The organism is Parendozoicomonas sp. 2304DJ65-17, assembly GCF_058148445.1.
In genome coordinates, this window is the sequence record NZ_JBYVJV010000010.1 from 21052 (window position 1) to 37582 (window position 16531).

At 47.7% G+C, this 16531-nt stretch carries 16 protein-coding genes; 10 read left to right on the forward strand and 6 right to left on the reverse strand.

Features of this window, described 5'->3' with window-relative positions; all coding sequences use genetic code 11:
* Positions 1-119 precede the first annotated feature (119 nt).
* Both ACY2RR_RS20070 and ACY2RR_RS20075 read left to right on the forward strand, forming a co-directional pair.
* Positions 120-1241 carry a polyamine ABC transporter substrate-binding protein gene (locus ACY2RR_RS20070; RefSeq protein WP_490109967.1) on the forward strand — a complete coding sequence of 374 codons (1122 nt, stop codon included), beginning with the start codon at positions 120-122 and terminating at the stop codon, positions 1239-1241.
* 155 nt (positions 1242-1396) lie between these two features.
* Complete coding sequence (locus ACY2RR_RS20075) at positions 1397-2614, forward strand: EAL domain-containing response regulator (protein WP_490109968.1); 1218 nt, start codon at positions 1397-1399, stop codon at positions 2612-2614.
* On the opposite strand, the gene ACY2RR_RS20080 is transcribed toward ACY2RR_RS20075, so the two are convergent.
* Positions 2607-2813, reverse strand: a complete 207-nt coding sequence (locus ACY2RR_RS20080; protein ID WP_490109969.1) for a cysteine-rich CWC family protein — start codon at positions 2811-2813, stop codon at positions 2607-2609. The two genes, ACY2RR_RS20075 and ACY2RR_RS20080, sit on opposite strands and share 8 nt — an antisense overlap.
* Positions 2814-3152: 339 nt before the next feature.
* On the opposite strand from ACY2RR_RS20080, the gene rpsF reads away from it, so the two are divergent.
* The 5 genes from rpsF to dnaB all read left to right on the forward strand — a co-directional run bounded on the left by rpsF (position 3153) and on the right by dnaB (position 6804).
* Positions 3153-3563, forward strand: coding sequence for a 30S ribosomal protein S6 (gene rpsF / locus ACY2RR_RS20085; RefSeq protein ID WP_490109970.1), 411 nt, complete (start codon positions 3153-3155; stop codon positions 3561-3563).
* 53 nt (positions 3564-3616) lie between these two features.
* Positions 3617-3841, forward strand: a complete 225-nt coding sequence (gene rpsR / locus ACY2RR_RS20090; protein ID WP_281646359.1) for a 30S ribosomal protein S18 — start codon at positions 3617-3619, stop codon at positions 3839-3841.
* 55 nt (positions 3842-3896) lie between these two features.
* Positions 3897-4760, forward strand: coding sequence for a hypothetical protein (locus tag ACY2RR_RS20095; RefSeq protein WP_490109971.1), 864 nt, complete (start codon positions 3897-3899; stop codon positions 4758-4760).
* 28 nt (positions 4761-4788) lie between these two features.
* A complete protein-coding gene (gene rplI, locus ACY2RR_RS20100; RefSeq protein ID WP_490109972.1) occupies positions 4789-5235 on the forward strand; it encodes a 50S ribosomal protein L9 in 447 nt (148 codons plus the stop codon).
* A gap of 168 nt (positions 5236-5403) precedes the next feature.
* Positions 5404-6804 carry a replicative DNA helicase gene (gene dnaB / locus ACY2RR_RS20105; RefSeq protein WP_490109973.1) on the forward strand — a complete coding sequence of 467 codons (1401 nt, stop codon included), beginning with the start codon at positions 5404-5406 and terminating at the stop codon, positions 6802-6804.
* Here dnaB and ACY2RR_RS20110 read toward each other — a convergent pair.
* The 3 genes from ACY2RR_RS20110 to dpaL all read right to left on the reverse strand — a co-directional run bounded on the left by ACY2RR_RS20110 (position 6713) and on the right by dpaL (position 10797).
* Positions 6713-8035 carry an MFS transporter gene (locus tag ACY2RR_RS20110; protein WP_490109974.1) on the reverse strand — a complete coding sequence of 441 codons (1323 nt, stop codon included), beginning with the start codon at positions 8033-8035 and terminating at the stop codon, positions 6713-6715. The genes dnaB and ACY2RR_RS20110 overlap by 92 nt on opposite strands.
* A 49-nt stretch (positions 8036-8084) precedes the next feature.
* Positions 8085-9344, reverse strand: a complete 1260-nt coding sequence (locus ACY2RR_RS20115) for a hypothetical protein (protein WP_490109975.1) — start codon at positions 9342-9344, stop codon at positions 8085-8087.
* Between the two features lie 130 nt (positions 9345-9474).
* A complete protein-coding gene (gene dpaL / locus ACY2RR_RS20120; protein WP_490109976.1) occupies positions 9475-10797 on the reverse strand; it encodes a diaminopropionate ammonia-lyase in 1323 nt (440 codons plus the stop codon).
* Positions 10798-11087: 290 nt separating this feature from the next.
* Between dpaL and ACY2RR_RS20125 the strand changes: the two genes are divergently transcribed.
* The gene (locus ACY2RR_RS20125) at positions 11088-11855 is read left to right on the forward strand and encodes a hypothetical protein (protein ID WP_490109977.1); all 768 of its coding nucleotides are present in this window, start codon (positions 11088-11090) and stop codon (positions 11853-11855) included.
* A gap of 12 nt (positions 11856-11867) precedes the next feature.
* Here the strand turns inward: ACY2RR_RS20125 and ACY2RR_RS20130 are convergent, their stop codons facing one another.
* Entirely contained in the window at positions 11868-12317 is a 450-nt protein-coding gene (locus ACY2RR_RS20130) for an Lrp/AsnC family transcriptional regulator (protein ID WP_490109978.1), read from the reverse strand.
* Between the two features lie 125 nt (positions 12318-12442).
* Complete coding sequence (locus ACY2RR_RS20135; protein ID WP_490109979.1) at positions 12443-13717, reverse strand: bifunctional O-acetylhomoserine aminocarboxypropyltransferase/cysteine synthase; 1275 nt, start codon at positions 13715-13717, stop codon at positions 12443-12445.
* A 181-nt stretch (positions 13718-13898) separates the two neighbouring features.
* Between ACY2RR_RS20135 and ACY2RR_RS20140 the strand changes: the two genes are divergently transcribed.
* Both ACY2RR_RS20140 and ACY2RR_RS20145 read left to right on the forward strand, forming a co-directional pair.
* Positions 13899-14699 (forward strand): hypothetical protein, encoded by an 801-nt coding sequence (locus ACY2RR_RS20140; RefSeq protein WP_490109980.1) that lies wholly within the window; start codon positions 13899-13901, stop codon positions 14697-14699.
* A gap of 80 nt (positions 14700-14779) precedes the next feature.
* Positions 14780-16528, forward strand: coding sequence for a hypothetical protein (locus ACY2RR_RS20145; RefSeq protein WP_490109981.1), 1749 nt, complete (start codon positions 14780-14782; stop codon positions 16526-16528).
* Positions 16529-16531 lie beyond the last annotated feature (3 nt).

Genomic DNA, 16531 nt, shown 5'->3' on the forward strand with positions numbered 1-16531 from the left:
TCTGAGCAGCTTTTTTGTTGCCTGAAAGATCTTGAACCCCGTTATAAAGCTGTTATTCTCCGCCGCCGTCTCAAACTCTCTTTATACTTTCTTTCCACTGTTTTCTGGAGAACCCCGCCATGGTTCGTATTTCCAGTGCGCTGCGGGCAACCTGCCTGCTCTCTGCCCTTGCTGTTATTCCTGGTTTTGCTCAGGCTGAAGAAGAAAAGAGCGATGCCGGTGAGCTTTATATCTACAACTGGTATGACTATATCGCTCCGGAAACCATTCCAGATTTTGAGAAACAGTCTGGTATCAAAGTCACTTACGACGTATACGACAGCAATGAAGTACTGGAAGCTAAGCTGCTATCTGGTCGCAGTGGTTACGACATTGTTGCCCCATCCCACGACTTCCTCGCCAACCAGATCAAGGCTGGCGTTTATGAGCCTCTGAATAAGAGCAAGCTGAAGAACTACAGCAACCTTTCCCCTGAAGCCATGAAGCTGATGGATGCTGTTGACCCTGGCAACAAGTACGGTGTTCCCTACCTGTGGCAAACCACCGGTTTGGCTATCAACCCAGCCAAAGTGCAAGAATACGCGGGTAAAGATGCACCTATCGATAGCTGGGCACTGGTGTTTGACCCCAAATATATGAAGAAGCTTGAAGGTTGTGGCGTTGCCTTTATGGATGCGCCTACTGAAGTCTTCCCGGCAGCGCTGCGCTTTATGGGCAAAGATCCGAACTCCCGCAGAAGTGGTGAATACCGCAAGGCTGCGGAAATGCTTTCTAAAGTGACTCCTTATGTGACTTACTTTAACTCCTCCAGAGCGCTGTCTGACCTGGCTAATGGTGATATCTGTGTAGCGATTGTCTGGTCTGGAGACGCCATGATTGCAGACGAGCGAGCTCAGAACGCCGGTAACGGAGTTCGTGTTGAGTATGTAATCCCCAAAGAAGGTGCAGCGGTTTCTTATGATGTTATGGCTATTCCGAAAGATGCCCGCAACAAAGAAAACGCTTACAAGTTCCTGGATTACATTCTTGAACCCAAAGTCATTGCCGGCATCACTGACTATGTTTACTACGCCAATCCCAACAAGGCTGCTACTCAGTACGTAGACAAGGAACTTCGTCAGAATCTTGGCGTTTATCCTTCCGGTGCCATTGAGAAGAAGCTGTACATCTTTAAACCTCTGGATAGCAAGCTACGCCGTCTGGTTTCCCGTGAGTGGACGCGGATAACCACCGGCCAGTAATCCTGTTTTTCCCAGATTAACCATTGTTTCCACGGGGTGCAGCCGTGGGAGCAATGGTCGATATATTTTCTGTTGGGGCATCGACGCTCAGGGAAGCTGATGACTTTTTGCAGAGAAGTAGGGAATTTTCAGGTAACGGGAGAGGCGGCTCAGGCATGACCGATGAAGGTAAAGGGCTGACTCTTCTCGTCGTTGAAGACAACAACTTCCAACGAGCCATAGCCACAAAGGTGCTCGAAGATTTAGGCTGCGAGTGCGTTCTCTCTGCTGAAGATGGAGATGACGCCCTGAAACAGATCGTTGCCCATCCCGACCTCGTTCATATTGTTCTCAGCGACCTTGATATGCCCGGCATGGACGGCGTTGAATTCCTGAGACATATCGCAGAACAAAAACTCGCCGGAACAGTGGTCATTGCCAGTGCTCTCGACTCCGCGCTGGTTCATACCGTTGAGGATATGGCCCAGGAGCACGGATTACAGGTTCTCAGCAACATAGAGAAACCGGTAACCCGCGACAAAATGCGCCGGGTTATTAAGCAATACCGTCAGGAAGAACGAACAAGACATCCCGAGAAGTGGGCTGAATCTTTCACTGAAGAAGAAATACTCCACGGCCTTGATAACAACGAATTCGAAGTCTGGTATCAGCCCAAAGTTAGAATGTGTGATGGTGCCTGGGTATCCTCTGAAGCATTAGCCCGCTGGAATCATCCAAAGCAGGGAATTGTTTTCCCAGCGCGCTTTGTTCCGGTTATGGAAAAGTCAGGCATTATTGATCGTCTCACATGGAAGCAGGTTCACGAAATTGTTGAGCACCTCTGCACATGGCAAAGGGAAGGGAAAGACATTTCTGTTGCAGTCAATCTCTCACCGACACTCCTTGAAGATATGGATATGCCCGGAAAGCTGGAAGAGATTATGGCTCATCATGGCGTTTCGACTTGCCGTATGACTCTGGAGCTGACCGAAAATGTAGTGATGAGAAATATGGCTCGAAGTCTGGAAACTCTCGCCCGGCTGAGAATCAAAGGATTCTCTTTATCCATTGATGACTTTGGAACAGGTTTCTCCAACTTTCAGCAGCTAAACCGCATTCCCTTTTCCGAGCTAAAGATCGACCAGTCATTTGTAATGGGGCTGGGAGTGAAAGAGTCCAGCAAAACCATCGTGCTCTCGAATATTGAGCTGGCTTCCCGCCTGGGCCTCAGAACCGTAGCTGAGGGAGTTGAAACCCCTGAAAGCTGGCATGAGCTTAAATCTATGGGATGCGATTACTCTCAGGGCTACCTGATCGCACGCCCCATGCCTTTCAAGAAGCTGGCTGAATGGGAAAAAGACTGGCTTCAGCGCTATCAGGATTTGGTTAAATAGCAGGAACCGAGAGTTCTACGGCCTTTTTCAGTTTTTCCAGGCATGTCTTACAGAGGCAGGATTTCTCAGATAGTCCCTCAGGCTTGGTCCCTGAACGGGGAAGATCAAAACACCAGCAAATATCATTTCCAGCCACAACACCACACCCCACTACATCACCACACAGTGGGCAGGTATCTTTTTTTTCACGGTTACTCATAAATGCTCCTGCTAAGAACCCTTCAACTTACACGGCAAAAAAGGCTGTTTTCATAGCCCGCAGTGTAGAGGGAGCACTTACATCAGGGAAATATCGGATTATCCCGACAGTCTTCAACGCTGTTTCCGGGCAAATACAGCGTCCAATTCGCTTGCGTGGCTCTACGCCCTTCTCTAAAATGCCCGGTTCCTGTGATTTTTAGTGGCAACACTTTTCTCACAGATACATTTCCCGGGGATACCTGAAGGTATTTCCATTACTCCTTGCCTTACCTGGCACCGAGAGCTGAATTCAGTGTTTCGGCGCACAAGGGAGGCTGATAACCCGTAAGGAGCAGTCATGCGTCATTACGAAATTGTGTTCCTTGTACACCCTGACCAAAGCGAGCAGGTTCCCGCAATGGTTGAGCGTTACAAGAAGCTCATCGAAGAAGATAACGGTTCTGTACATCGTCTGGAAGACTGGGGCCGCCGTCAGCTGGCTTTCCCAATCCAGAAGATTCACAAAGCTCACTACGTTCTGATGAACGTTGAGTGTGGTGATGCAGCTCTGGCTGAACTGACCAGCAACTTCCGTTTCAACGACGCTGTTATCCGTAACATGGTTATTCGTCGTAACGAAGCTATCACTGAGCCTTCCATCATGATGCAAGCTGATGAGCGTCGTGAAGACCGTCGTGAAGATCGCCGCGAAGAGCGTCGTGAAGCTCCTGCTGCCGACAAAGCTGCTTCTGAAGAAGCTGCAGAATAACCCAGGTTTCAAGCCTGATTTCAGGATAACCGTCTAATAAGGAGACGTTGCAAATGGCACGTTTTTTCCGTCGTCGCAAGTTCTGCCGTTTCACTGCTGAAGGCGTTCAGGAGATCGATTACAAAGATCTGAACACCCTGAAGGCGTACATCACCGAAACCGGTAAGATCGTACCTAGCCGTATTACTGGCACCAAGGCTCGTTACCAGCGTCAGCTGGCTACTGCCATCAAGCGTGCTCGTTACGTTGCTCTGCTGCCTTACACCGATCGTCACTAATCGATCAGGTAAGACAAAGCGGCAGTTTTTAGTAATCGCCGCCATGGAGTGAATAATGCGTGCGCTGAGCGAGTTCATCATGCGCGGAAGATCACAGGCTGCATTCGTTGCAGCACTGGCTTCCGCTACGCCCATGATGTTCTGGCTGAGCGCAGCAGCTGTCGCGCTGGTTACACTCCGGCGCGGTTTTTCAGATGGTTTGCAGGTTGCTCTCTGGGCAATTCTTCCAGCCATCGCCTGGACATGGGCCGGGCAACCTTTAGGTTTGCTCTGCATCGTTATCACAATGGTTTTAGCCATGTGCTTACGACGAACTATGTCCTGGAGCAGTACACTGTTGGGAGTGCTACCAACAGGTTTAATTGCCGCATGGTGCGTAGTAACTTACTACGGCCCGCAAATGAACACTGTTGTCAGTGCTTTCTATAAGCTTTATGGATCGGATTTCAGTACTGTTTTCGCTCGCGGAGCGGAACTGACAAACGCTGAATTTCGAACCTTAATTGAAGCCAGTTTTTTGAAAAGTGTTTCCCTTTTCGCCTGTATCAGTTCTGTACTGTCACTGGTGTTAGGGCGCTTCTGGCAATCCCGGCTCTATAACCCCGGTGGTTTACGAGCTGAGTTGTTAGAGCTACGCTTCTCGCCCATTGCATCGCTCATTATGTTGCTGATGTTAATGCTGGTTTCTTTTAGTCCGGGGTTGGTAGCAGCTGCCATGCAGCCTGTTCTTATCGTCCCCCTGCTTGTTGCCGGAGTTGTGCTTGTCCACTCTCTGTTATCGAAGCAAGGAATGGGGCGAAGCTGGTTTGTACTGTTTTATATATTGCTGTTAGCGGTTTATCCCGTGGTTGTATTACTGGCCTGTCTAGACAGCCTGCTGAATATTCGAGCCCGCCTCGAACACAGGATGTCGGACTAATCCAATTTCTGGTGAAAGGTAGATACAAATGGAAGTTATTCTTCTTGAAAAAGTCGCCAACCTCGGCGCACTGGGTGACAAGGTTAAAGTTAAAGCTGGTTACGGCCGTAACTTCCTGGTTCCTTTTGGTAAAGCTGTTCCTGCTACCAAGACTAACGTTGCTGAGTTTGAAGCTCGTCGTGCTGAGCTGGAAAAAGCTGCTAACGAGAAGCTGGCTACTGCACAGCAGCGCGCTGAACAACTGAATGAAATCGAACTGACCATCACTGCCAAAGCTGGCGATGAAGGCAAGCTGTTCGGTTCCATCGGCACTCGCGACCTGGCTGAGTCCATCTCTGCCGTTGGCGTTGAAGTTGCCAAGAGCGAAATTCGTCTGCCTGCTGGTCCTATCCGCACCATCGGCGAATTCGACATCGCTCTGCAGCTGCACACTGATGTTGCTGCCACTGTTAAGGTATTCGTTGAAGCTGAATAAGTTTCACGGCTTTTAGCAACCACTGCTATCAGCAACGAACACCTATACAAAAAAAGCCGCTGTCATCTCAGGATGCAGTGGCTTTTTTATTTGTTTTACCCCGGCTGCCCCAGCCGGTAATATAATTTTTTCTTCCAGATTTACGTTAAACAGGTTTCCACCAAGCTTATGCTGGATACAGAGATCTCCAGAGAACTGCCTATTGATGAGGCGCTGGCCTCCCTCAAAACTCCGCCACACTCCATTGAGGCTGAGCAGTCGGTACTTGGTGGTTTGATGCTGGATAATGAAGCCTGGGACAAGGTCGGGGATAAAGTCACAACTGATGATTTTTATAACCCTGCCCACCGTCAGTTGTTCGAATGCATACAAGCACTGGCTCTGGAATCCAAGCCGTTTGACCCGATTACCGTTGCAGAAGAGCTTGATCGGAAAGGACACCTGGAAGAAAGTGGTGGCATCTCTTATCTCACCGAGCTGGTTGAAAGTATTCCCAGTGTTGCCAACCTCCGTGCCTATGCCGAGATTGTTTATGAACGTTCTGTTCTCCGGCAGCTAATTAGCGCATCCCAGCGAATTGCAGACGCAGCTTATGTGCCAGAAGGCCGAAAAGCTGATGATGTGGTTGAAATGGCAGAGCGGGAAGTTTTCAACATCGCTGAATCCCGAGCCAAAGAAGGTGGTCCGGTCGGTGCCCGTGAGCTGCTGAAAAGAACCGTTGAGAAAATCGACGAACTTTTCAAAACCACCGGCATGATTACCGGTTTGACCACCGGTTTTAAAGATCTGGATGAAATGACATCCGGTTTTCAGCCATCCGATATGATTGTGGTTGCAGCCCGTCCCTCCATGGGTAAAACAACCTTCTCCATGAACCTTGTGGAGAACGCCTTACTGTCATCTGACGACTGTGTTGTTGTATTCAGTCTGGAGATGCCTGCCGAACAGCTAATGATGCGTAGCCTGTCATCCCTTGGCCGCATAGATCAGGGTAAAGTCCGTACCGGTAAGCTGGAAGATGAAGACTGGCCCAAGCTTTCCAATGCGGTAAAAAGCCTGAAAGAGAAAAAGCTGTTTATTGATGACTCTGCCGGTATCAGCCCACAGGAAATGCGTACCCGCCTGCGCCGCATTCACCGTGAACATGGCCAAATCGGCATGGTGATGATTGATTACCTGCAGCTGATGCAGATTCCCGGTTACAGCGAAGGCCGAACCAACGAAATCTCGGAGATTTCCCGTTCCATCAAGGCTATGGCCAAAGAGTTTGAGTGCCCTGTTATTGCCTTGTCCCAGTTGAACCGATCTCTGGAACAACGCCCGAACAAACGCCCTGTAAACTCAGACCTTCGTGAATCCGGAGCAATCGAGCAGGATGCAGACGTAATTATGTTTATTTACCGGGATGAAGTGTACAACCCGGATACTGAGCATAAAGGCGTGGCTGAAATCATTATTGGTAAGCAGCGTAACGGCCCTATCGGCTCGGTACGTGTTGCCTTTCTGGGTCGCCTTTCCCGCTTTGAAAACCTTGCTCCAGAGGCTTACGGCAATTTTGTTGATGATTAATCAGCAGGGCAGTAAATCCGCATAGCCCAGCAGCAATTAATAACACTCCGGCAGCCTGATTACTCTGAAAATGATTGATGAGCCAGGTTGCCAGGAAAGGTGTTGTTCCACCCGCTAAAGCAAAACCAATATTGTAAGAAACCGCCGAACCGGTATAACGCACCTGCGCGGGAAACTGTTGGTTAAAAATCCACAGGCTACTGCCACACACCATCCCCACAAGAATTGCTCCAGCCTGCAGTGCCAGATGAGTAAGGTTTGTCTGCTCAGATAAGACAAAACCCGCCATAGGCAGACTCAGAATAATAACGAGGCAGTAAGAAATCAGCGGCAAACGATATTTCCACCGGTCAGCCAGATAACCAAATACCAGACAAAGAACAGCGGCCGCGAAACTTAAAAAGATACCTTGTACCGCTTGCTGAAAACCACTCTTCGGATAGAGCTTTTCAATCCATACAGGGAAAAAGATCAGTATCAGAATGGCGGTAAAACCGTGGGCCATTATCGCCAAACCTCCGGCCAGAACTCTCATAAAGTGAGAGGCAAACAATTCAGCAACAGGTATCCGACTGATGGTGTTGGACTGTTTAAGTGCTAGAAATCCCTGAGTTTCCTGAAAGTGCCTGCGAATCAGATAACCAACAACCCCAAGCACTCCGCCGATAAGAAAGGTTATCCGCCAACCGATTTCAGCCATGCCGGAAGAACCCAAAATCTGTTCAAGACAGGCATGAACACCATACCCCAGCGCTAATCCCATAATCATTCCGCATAAAACGGCGCCTGAAGCCATCGTCGGATGCTTGGGCATGATTTCCTGAACGTAAGTGAGAGCGCCTCCAACTTCACCTCCCATTGATAGTCCTTGAATCAATCTGAGAACCAATAAGGAGACTGGAGCTAATACTCCAACGGTTGCATAAACAGGCAACACGCCAATAAGTGCAGTGGATGCTGCCATCAATAAGATTGTGGCAGCGAAAGGCTTCTTTCGGCCGTGTCTGTCACCAATATGACCGAAGACTAAACCACCCAAAGGCCGTGACAGATAACCAATCCCAAAGGTGGCAAAGGTGAGCAGCAATCCCTGGACCGCTCCATCATCCGGGAAGAATGCCGTACTGATATAAGGTGCCATCAAGGCATAAATCATGAAGTCGTAAGTTTCGAGCGCGCAGCCAACCGTACATACAAACAGCATGCGATATTGGCTTGCATTGGTTTTCATCTCGACCTCTCTCGTTACAACTTTCGAGTGTTAAGGCAGAGAAACTAGATCAAGCTTCTATAACTTCCCAGTCGCTTTCATGAGTATCAGTTTGGATCTTCTTTAATCGGACTGCGTTATTAGCAAACATAGGAGGAGGTGTTGCGTAGGCTTTGCCGAGGATGACATCGTTCAACCGAGCACTGACAAGACCATCCTTGCCGGAGAAACGCATTTCATACTCTTTCACGTACTCATGAATATAGCTCTTGCTGATATCCTTGAGCTTATCGATATGTTTCGCGCCTTTGGCGAAGTCGCCTTCCGATTTCAATTGTTCATCAGGATCGATTAATTTCAGGAACCGATAAGGGTGGGCAACAAAGCCAGAGTTCAGGGTAATTGCAGCGATGATTGGACAAGGAATAACAGCCTTCTGAAACCATTCAGAAAAACGCTGATGGCTAAAAATCATAGAGCGGGAGGATTCGCGTATTTTCCAGTCTTCCGCCGCTTCCCGCAGAGTTTTCTTCACGAAGAATTTTTGCACCATCCCTTCAATAAAGCTGACCACCGATTGCAGAACAGTGCTGAGCACACTCACAACCGTACCCAGCATTCCCGACATATCACCGGCAATTTCCAGCCCCATCATAGTTGTTTCAACTGCTGCATCCTTGGCACCTAGAGCGGCCTTTGATAGAGAATGTCTTGCAAGAGCATTGGCAATAATTGAGGGATGGCCGCCTAACAGTTCAACTTCATATCCACTCCAGATCTGGGAAAAAAAAGTGAACGTACTGGCAATTGCCTGCCGCGCTCCCTGATAGATAGCGGAAGCTGATTTCACATAACCCCAGCCGGGAATATGGGAAACAATCTTGCCTACCAGCGCACCTAAAACACTGGGAGATAGTGAGTGAAGTTTTTCCCGAACCGTTTCACTGAAACGACCAAACAGGGAGGCAAGCTTATCGAGAACTTTGACAAAGAAGTTGGAAATCTCCGTATCAATCTTTCTGGCAAAGTCCCCCATTGCCGAACCAGCCCGGGATAAAACCTGGCCAAAACTGGTGCCAATCATTGGGGTTTTGGTAACCAGAGCAGACGACAAAGTTAAAATATCTTCCAGAAAAACCGTATTACCAAAAATCCCGGATAATACAGAGGAAGCTACGGAAATCTGTTTCGGGTAAGGAACGAAATCGGTATTGGCGAGAAAATAGAGAGCACCCTGACGTGCATCTGCCATCTCAGCCAGTTGCACGCCATAGGCGTTAGGTGTTGTTGCTCCAAACAGGGCATCACGAATACTGTCGAAAAATGACACTGTGCAACCCGTGCAATATCCACAGAAGCGGGCAAGTCTAGCAGTGTGTCGGGATTACCATTGTTCACTGTAAAAAAATAAAGCGGACGCAAACATCTGGAAACTTGCATCCGCTTTAGAGGAAACGTGTTTATGCTGGGAAAGCACCGTCCCAAACAATCTTCTGGTAGTTAACCGGGTCGGTGTTACCTTCAGTGCTGAGAACAAACACAACAGAGTCTTTATCCATACCCAGCTGCTTCATCAGCTCTTTACCTTCTGGCTTACCTGCCAGAGCGTAAAGAACACCAACACCGATAGCGCCGGACTCACCAGATGTCACAACTTCATCATCACCCTGTGGAGTTGCCAACACACGCATACCAGTAGCGGCCAGATGATCTTTGCAGGACATAAACGCAGAGGCGTTTGCACGCAGAACATCCCAACCAATTGTGCAGGGCTCGCCACAAGCCAAACCAGCCATGATGGTTTGCAGATCACCGGTTACATTCACGACTTCACCCTTGTCGTGCATACCAGAATGATAGATGCAGTTCGCACGTTCAGGTTCCACAATAACGGTAGTCATCTGGTCAGAGCCATAGTGGTTGCCGAATGCTGCCAGAACACCACCAGCCATTGCGCCTACACCGGCCTGCAGAATAATGTGAGTTGGCTTCTCAATTCCCATCGCTGCGATCTGCTCAACAGACTCACTCACGATGGTGGTGTAACCCTGCATAATCCACAGAGGAATATCTGTGTAACCTTCCCAGGAAGTGTCCTGAACAAATTCCCAACCGTTGTTCTGGGAAGTCTCATAAGCTATACGAACAGTGTCGTCGTAGTTGCAGTCGGTGACGATAACTTCCGCACCAAGAGCTTCAATGTTATTAACACGCTTTTCCACTGTGCCAACAGGCATGTAGATAACAGCTTTCTGCCCCAGCTTTTGTGCGGCCCAGGCCAGTCCACGACCATGATTACCATCAGTGGCTGAGGTAAAAGTCATGGGTCCAGTAATTTTGTTTTTCAGGTTTTCCAGAGTCAGCTCGGCACTGGTGAGGTTGTACTTGTTACCAAGCAGGCGGGCAACAGCATAAGAGCCACCAAGAACCTTGAACGCATTCAAATCAAAGCGATGATCTTCATCTTTCAGAAGCAGTGCTCCAACACCCAACTTCTCAGCCAGAGTAGACAGGTTACGCAGAGGGGTTGGCTGGTAACCGGGCAGGCCTTTATGGAAGTTGTGAACAGTCTTCAATGTTTCCAGAGAAAAGTTTTCACAGTATTTCGGAGATTTAAAACGGTTTGGAATACTCTTCAGAGCGTTGGGAACAACAGTTTCTTCAACGTCTTCCACCGCATGCAGATCAACTTCATCGTTAATTGCATGCTCATGAGTATCAATAAAATCAAAAGTATCCAGAACAGCGCATTCTTCTGAACCAAAACCGTCTTGATGTGACATTGGAATCTCCCATTTATTCAGGAAAAACTATCCCCGTAAACGAAATCAGTTTCTTGTGAAATCCGACAAGGGGGTACGTTTGATGGAAGTTATTTTAAAAAACTCTCCCGCATTACAATGGCGATTTTCGGTGTTAACACGCCTAAAAAAGGAAAATAAATCGAAATTGTGACTTTTTTCACTATAAATATGCGAACTACAGGTTTGATGCGTATGAGTCTTATATAGGTATCCTCTGTTGTTTGATATATAGTCAGAAAAAATAATAAAAACGCAAAAAGGATCTTGCTGTGATTTTCTCTGGTTTTATTCGCCGTCTAACCTTGGCATTGGGTTTATCTCTACTCTCATCTTTTGTTTTAGCAACACCTGCAGAACCATCAGTAAAACAAATTCGACACCTGCAACAACTCGCCTACCATATTGGTAACCAGCTGGTGACTTATACTGCTCTCAGACAAGACCCTGATGCTCTGGAAAACATTACGGCGGGATTAAAAGCTGGATACCAATACATCAATGAACAGACCGAGCTAAAAAACTCTCAAAAAACAAATTCCATATGGGATACTTTCGACCAGCAGGTCAGGGAAGAAATAAAAATCAGTGAAGTTGAGCTTGATCCAGGCTGGTCCTTCTCCATCCGCCTGAATGAAATCCTGCGTAAAAGTTATACGGCTTTGGATGAGCAGTTAACGCCTGAACTTCGTCTGAACCTGTCTCCGGAAAATGATGTAAGAGCAACCGCCATAACTCTTCAATATATGTTGGTTCGCTACGCCATGCGCTCTTATCTATCCCCTTTACGACTGGATGAAACTCGCGGGCCTCTGGAAAAAGACCTTGATGTTTTAGCGGCTGCAGTCAGTGCACAGCTGGACGCCACAGAAGAATCATTAAGCAGTGATTCAGCATCAGCAATGAAAAAATTAAGAAAGCAATGGCGCTATATAGAGCCACGCTTCACTAACTACACCGAAGGCCTATCACCATTTATTGTTGATCGTATTGGCAACCAGATGATCAACCAGTTGCAAGCCCTGGACAGTTCTTCGTAGGAAGAGCTTTACTTACAGTGGTAATGAAAGGCTGCGTTTGATGGTTTTCATTACCACCTGAGTTTCAAACTGTTTCACGTTAGCGGCATTCAGAAGGTAAGCCGTCGCAAACCGCTCGTACTCGTCCATATTTTCCGCGCTCAAAATCATCACAAAATCACTGGTACCAGTTACGTAATAGCATTGAGACACCAAAGGGTGCGCTCTCATTTCCTGCTCAAAACGCTGATGATGAACCAGGGATTCTTCGTGAAAGGTTACTGTGGTAATAATGGTGAGAGGACGGCTGGCAGCCTTGGGGGAAACAACAACAACTTCCCGCTCAATCACTCCAATCTTTCGCAGATGTTTGACTCGCCGTAAACAAGCGCTGGGAGATAGCCCCACCTCTTCAGAAAGCTGTTCAGCTGTGTAGCGGTTTTCCTGCAGAAGATTGAGGATCTGGCGGTCAAATTTATCCATACAGGGTGCTCCAACATATCCTGCAGAAAACTATGAGGAAGCAGTGTACAGAAAAGTGAAAAGATAACGTCTGATGCAGGGCATAAAAACCTGTGAGGCTGAAGCCTCACAGGTTTAAGGGCATATTAGATAGAAGCAGCCAAGGCCTGCTCCAGATCGGCAAGAATATCGTCGATATGTTCAATACCAATAGAGAGACGCACCATATCCCGGCTGACACCGGCAGCTACCAGCTCTTCGTCGTTCAACTGACGGTGGGTTGTAGACGCTGGGTGACAGGCCAGTGACTTAGCATCACCAATATTTACCAGTCGGGTTACAAGCTGCAATGCATCGATAAACTTCGCTCCCGCTGCCTGCCCGCCTTTAATGCCGAAACTGAGAATGCCGGAAGCCTGGCCATTCATATACTTTTGGCACAGCTCATGATCTTTTGAATCTGGCAAACCAGAATAATTCACCCATTCCACCTGAGGGTGATTCTGCAACGCATTGGCTACTGCAAGAGCGTTGGAACAGTGACGTTCCATGCGCAGAGAAAGAGTTTCAATACCCTGCAGAATCTGGAAGGCATTCAATGGAGAAATTGCCGCCCCGGTATTACGCAGAGGAACAACGCGGGCACGACCAATAAAGGCAGCCTCGCCCATAGCTTCTGTATAAACAACTCCGTGGTAAGAAGGATCAGGAGTGTTTAGAACAGGGAAACGTTCTTTGTTTTCTGCCCAAGGGAATTTACCGGAATCAATAATCACACCACCAACAGAAGTCCCGTGACCGCCGAGATACTTGGTTAATGAGTGAATAACGATATCCGCGCCGAACTCAAAAGGTCTCAACAATGCTGGCGAAGCAACGGTGTTATCAACAATCAGGGGTACACCTTTGGCATGTACAGCATTCGCCAAAGCTTCGATATCAACAATATTGCCCAACGGGTTACCAACAGATTCACAGAACACAGCTTTGGTGTTGTCATCAATCAGGGCAACCAGTGCATCGATATCATCATGAGGCGCCATACGCACTTCAATGCCTTGCTTGGGCAGAGTATGGGCGAACAGGTTATAGGTTCCGCCGTAAAGCTTGTTGATGCTAACGATATTGTCGCCGGCTTCAGCAATTGTCTGAATCGTATAAGTAATCGCGGCCATACCGGATGCAACTGCCAGTGCACCAATACCGCCTTCCAGAGCTGCCATACGCTCTTCAAGAACCGCAGTTGTAGGGTTCATGATGCGAGTATAAATATTGCCGGGAACTTTCAGATCAAATAAGTCCGCGCCGTGCTGGGTATTATCAAAGGCGTAGGATGTTGTCTGATAAACAGGTACAGCTACGGCCTTGGTTGTCGGCTCGGGTGAATAGCCGGCATGAATTGCTTTCGTTTCTATTTTCATTAGGTCTGTCTGCGGATTTTTGATTTTGATTTTTCGCAGAGTCAGAGTACCGAACAAACGTACCGAATTGGAAGGGCAATCTATTTACCAGGATGGAGAAGAGGTCAACAAATCATCCAGTGGAGATAAAGGCTGAACTCTTCTATACATTAAATTTGGTGAGCTCTTTCAAGGAAGATACATGACCCATCTTACGAACTCATTGCATGTACTTTTTGTAATCTTTTTATTTTTCTTATCGCAGGGAATCCTTGCCGAAAGCCCCCCCACACAGAAGCGCGTATTTACAGCGATTCATGGGATAGATTTCTCTTCTTTTATCCGTGATTACGGGAAATGGTATTCCTATGAAAGTAGAGTTTACCCGGTAAAACATCTCGGCTGGCGAGCCAATTGGGGAATATGGAACCCTGGGACATGGGGGCCAAATAATACGTACCCTGGGCACCGAATTTTTGACTTGGTCGAAGACCCGGAGAGTTTTGTTCCAGCCATTCTCTACGAAGTCACACCAGAAGAACAAAAACTTCAAAGGCCCAACACGAAATGGGCTTTTGATAATCAGGGAAACATTGAGGAACCTTTAACTGACTATGAGTTTTACCTTGAGGCTGATCGTGAATGGTTTCATGAAAATAGGGATGAAATCGTCATTATCCGCTGGGATGTCAAGAAAACGAGTATCGAGGATGGTGGGTATTACATTTTTGATGAGTCAAAGCATCAGGATAAGAAAGTTCTCCGTTCGCTTGTAGATATTTTATTAGCTGGTTGCCGTGAAATGGATTCAGAGAACAATCTTGGGGGGAGACTCTCAACTGATTGCGTTAATGCGTTTTCTCCCATAAATGTACCAATAGATGAAGATAGAGAAAATCCCAAATATCGCTTTCATCCTCTGTACATCCAGAAAAGCCTGAGTGAGAAACAACGAATTGTAAATGAGTACCTCAATGGCAAGTGGCTTAAATATGGCCCCTAATCTCCCACAAAGAACGCTTTTAACAAAGATACTGGAAATGCTGAGCTAACCTGAAAAGAGAACTTATTCAGGATTTTGCCATGGAGCCGGGCAAGCACATTCCTCTTAAAACGTTTGGTGCGGGAAACGCTGTACAACCCAAAGCTACAGAGAATAAGGAAACAAGCTTCTCCCAAGGGGTAACCTCTCAAGGGCTGAAGGTTACGGTTTTGCCTGAGGATCAGGTAACAACTTATTTGCCAAAAGAGCGGCAGGCATTTACTGGCATTTCATTATTACAACGGCAGGTAACCGGCAGACCGGTAAAAGCTGGCTTTTTCAATCGTTTAATTAGCTTTGTCCGAAGGCAACCCAACGCCAGCCATAAGGCAGCACTGTGGGATAGCTTTCAGCGATTGGAAAAGAGTTTCGCTATGGTGACTGGCAATAAAACTCTATCGATTGAGAAAAGCCACTCTGGAGGATTAACTGTTAACCGGGGTTCCGAAGGCGCTAAGGTGTGCGCGTTGATGGTTTCATCGGGGCTTGCGCGAGTTGTAGAACAGAATAATGAACACAACACCTTAACCATACATTTCCTCCGACCAGATAACCTGGATCAGCAAGTCAGAGGTATGGAAGCCCTGGCACAGAGCTGCCCAGTCTTCGTAACTGAACACGGCACCCTGGACTGGGACAAAATGGTGAAAGCCGATCAGGCTCTGCCATCAGGTCGGCTAAAGCATGCCGGAATTGTATCCAAGTCAGGTGAACCGGTTAATGAATGGTTTAAGGCTCCAAAAATCATTACAGGTTTAGAGGAACTGGCCGCAATTCGAACCCCGCTTGAAAGCAAGCTTGCCAAACTCACACCTCTTCAGGACAGCGAAAACCAGTGGGATTTAACCAGACGGAGAATGAACGAACTGGCGGGTATAGCCTTCCAGGAGGGGTTGCAGGATATGGGTAACCTGCTGCGTGATAAAACCAGAAGAGTCAGTTTGATGAATGCGCAGCAGTGGCAGGGGTTGGTGGATGAGGTTCATTCTTACCACCCCTCGTTTGGGGACAAACTTGCTGAAGTTACACCTGATTATTCAGAGTCTTTCACTGTGAGTGATGATGTTCAATACCATCGACCACCTGACTACCAACAACTTAAAGATTTTCTGAAACAGCATAACTTGCTGCGTGAACCCGTCACTACAAAGAAAGTTGCCGACATTGTAGCCAGCCAGAGTGAAGCATTATTTCCCGTTCAGGCTGCTTTTACTAAAGCGGTGGAGAAAGCCACATGGCTAGAAATGAAGGGAATGTTTGTTGCGCTGGATCTTCCGGAAGGCAGACCTGTTAATCTGGAGCGTGTACAACAGGGAATGGAGAAACTTCGTCGCGCTAACCCTGATCTTTATGTCCGCTGCCTGGATGATAATCAGAGAACTGGAGCTATTGCTGACGCAGAAACACGACTGGAGCGTTTTAAAGCCGCAAAAGAAGAGCTGACAAAGGAACATAACCTGCTTAAAGATCCTGACCTGGCACACTTAATGGCAAAAGAGCTGGTTGTTCCTGACGCAATTATTGAAGGTGCCAAAGGCGATGCTGCGCCCCCAGAGAGTACCGATAAAGAAGTTATAAATCCCGCCAAGGAACTGAAGATCGTCAAAGCCTACGACATGATCTCGAAATATTTGCAGGCCAGCAAAAACGGTAAGGCATCTATGGAAGATATGCAAAAGCTGGCCATTGCAGAAGCTCTGGCCAGCGGTGTCACCCTTACCATGCTGAACTGGCAGGAAGGCATTAAAAAGGTTCCAGTCAACGCTTCAACTTTCACCCCAAGAGGCTAGACC

Excerpts from the sequence above, each read along its gene's own strand:
- rpsR (WP_281646359.1), top strand. The coding sequence starts at position 3,617 with ATGGCACGTTTTTTCCGTCGTCGCAAGTTCTGCCGTTTCACTGCTGAA.
- dpaL (WP_490109976.1), bottom strand. The coding sequence starts at position 10,797 with ATGTCACATCAAGACGGTTTTGGTTCAGAAGAATGCGCTGTTCTGGAT.
- ACY2RR_RS20095 (WP_490109971.1), top strand. The coding sequence starts at position 3,897 with ATGCGTGCGCTGAGCGAGTTCATCATGCGCGGAAGATCACAGGCTGCA.
- rplI (WP_490109972.1), top strand. The coding sequence starts at position 4,789 with ATGGAAGTTATTCTTCTTGAAAAAGTCGCCAACCTCGGCGCACTGGGT.
- ACY2RR_RS20075 (WP_490109968.1), top strand. The coding sequence starts at position 1,397 with ATGACCGATGAAGGTAAAGGGCTGACTCTTCTCGTCGTTGAAGACAAC.
- ACY2RR_RS20110 (WP_490109974.1), bottom strand. The coding sequence starts at position 8,035 with ATGAAAACCAATGCAAGCCAATATCGCATGCTGTTTGTATGTACGGTT.
- ACY2RR_RS20140 (WP_490109980.1), top strand. The coding sequence starts at position 13,899 with ATGACCCATCTTACGAACTCATTGCATGTACTTTTTGTAATCTTTTTA.
- ACY2RR_RS20135 (WP_490109979.1), bottom strand. The coding sequence starts at position 13,717 with ATGAAAATAGAAACGAAAGCAATTCATGCCGGCTATTCACCCGAGCCG.
- ACY2RR_RS20080 (WP_490109969.1), bottom strand. The coding sequence starts at position 2,813 with ATGAGTAACCGTGAAAAAAAAGATACCTGCCCACTGTGTGGTGATGTA.
- ACY2RR_RS20070 (WP_490109967.1), top strand. The coding sequence starts at position 120 with ATGGTTCGTATTTCCAGTGCGCTGCGGGCAACCTGCCTGCTCTCTGCC.
- rpsF (WP_490109970.1), top strand. The coding sequence starts at position 3,153 with ATGCGTCATTACGAAATTGTGTTCCTTGTACACCCTGACCAAAGCGAG.
- ACY2RR_RS20130 (WP_490109978.1), bottom strand. The coding sequence starts at position 12,317 with ATGGATAAATTTGACCGCCAGATCCTCAATCTTCTGCAGGAAAACCGC.
- ACY2RR_RS20145 (WP_490109981.1), top strand. The coding sequence starts at position 14,780 with ATGGAGCCGGGCAAGCACATTCCTCTTAAAACGTTTGGTGCGGGAAAC.
- dnaB (WP_490109973.1), top strand. The coding sequence starts at position 5,404 with ATGCTGGATACAGAGATCTCCAGAGAACTGCCTATTGATGAGGCGCTG.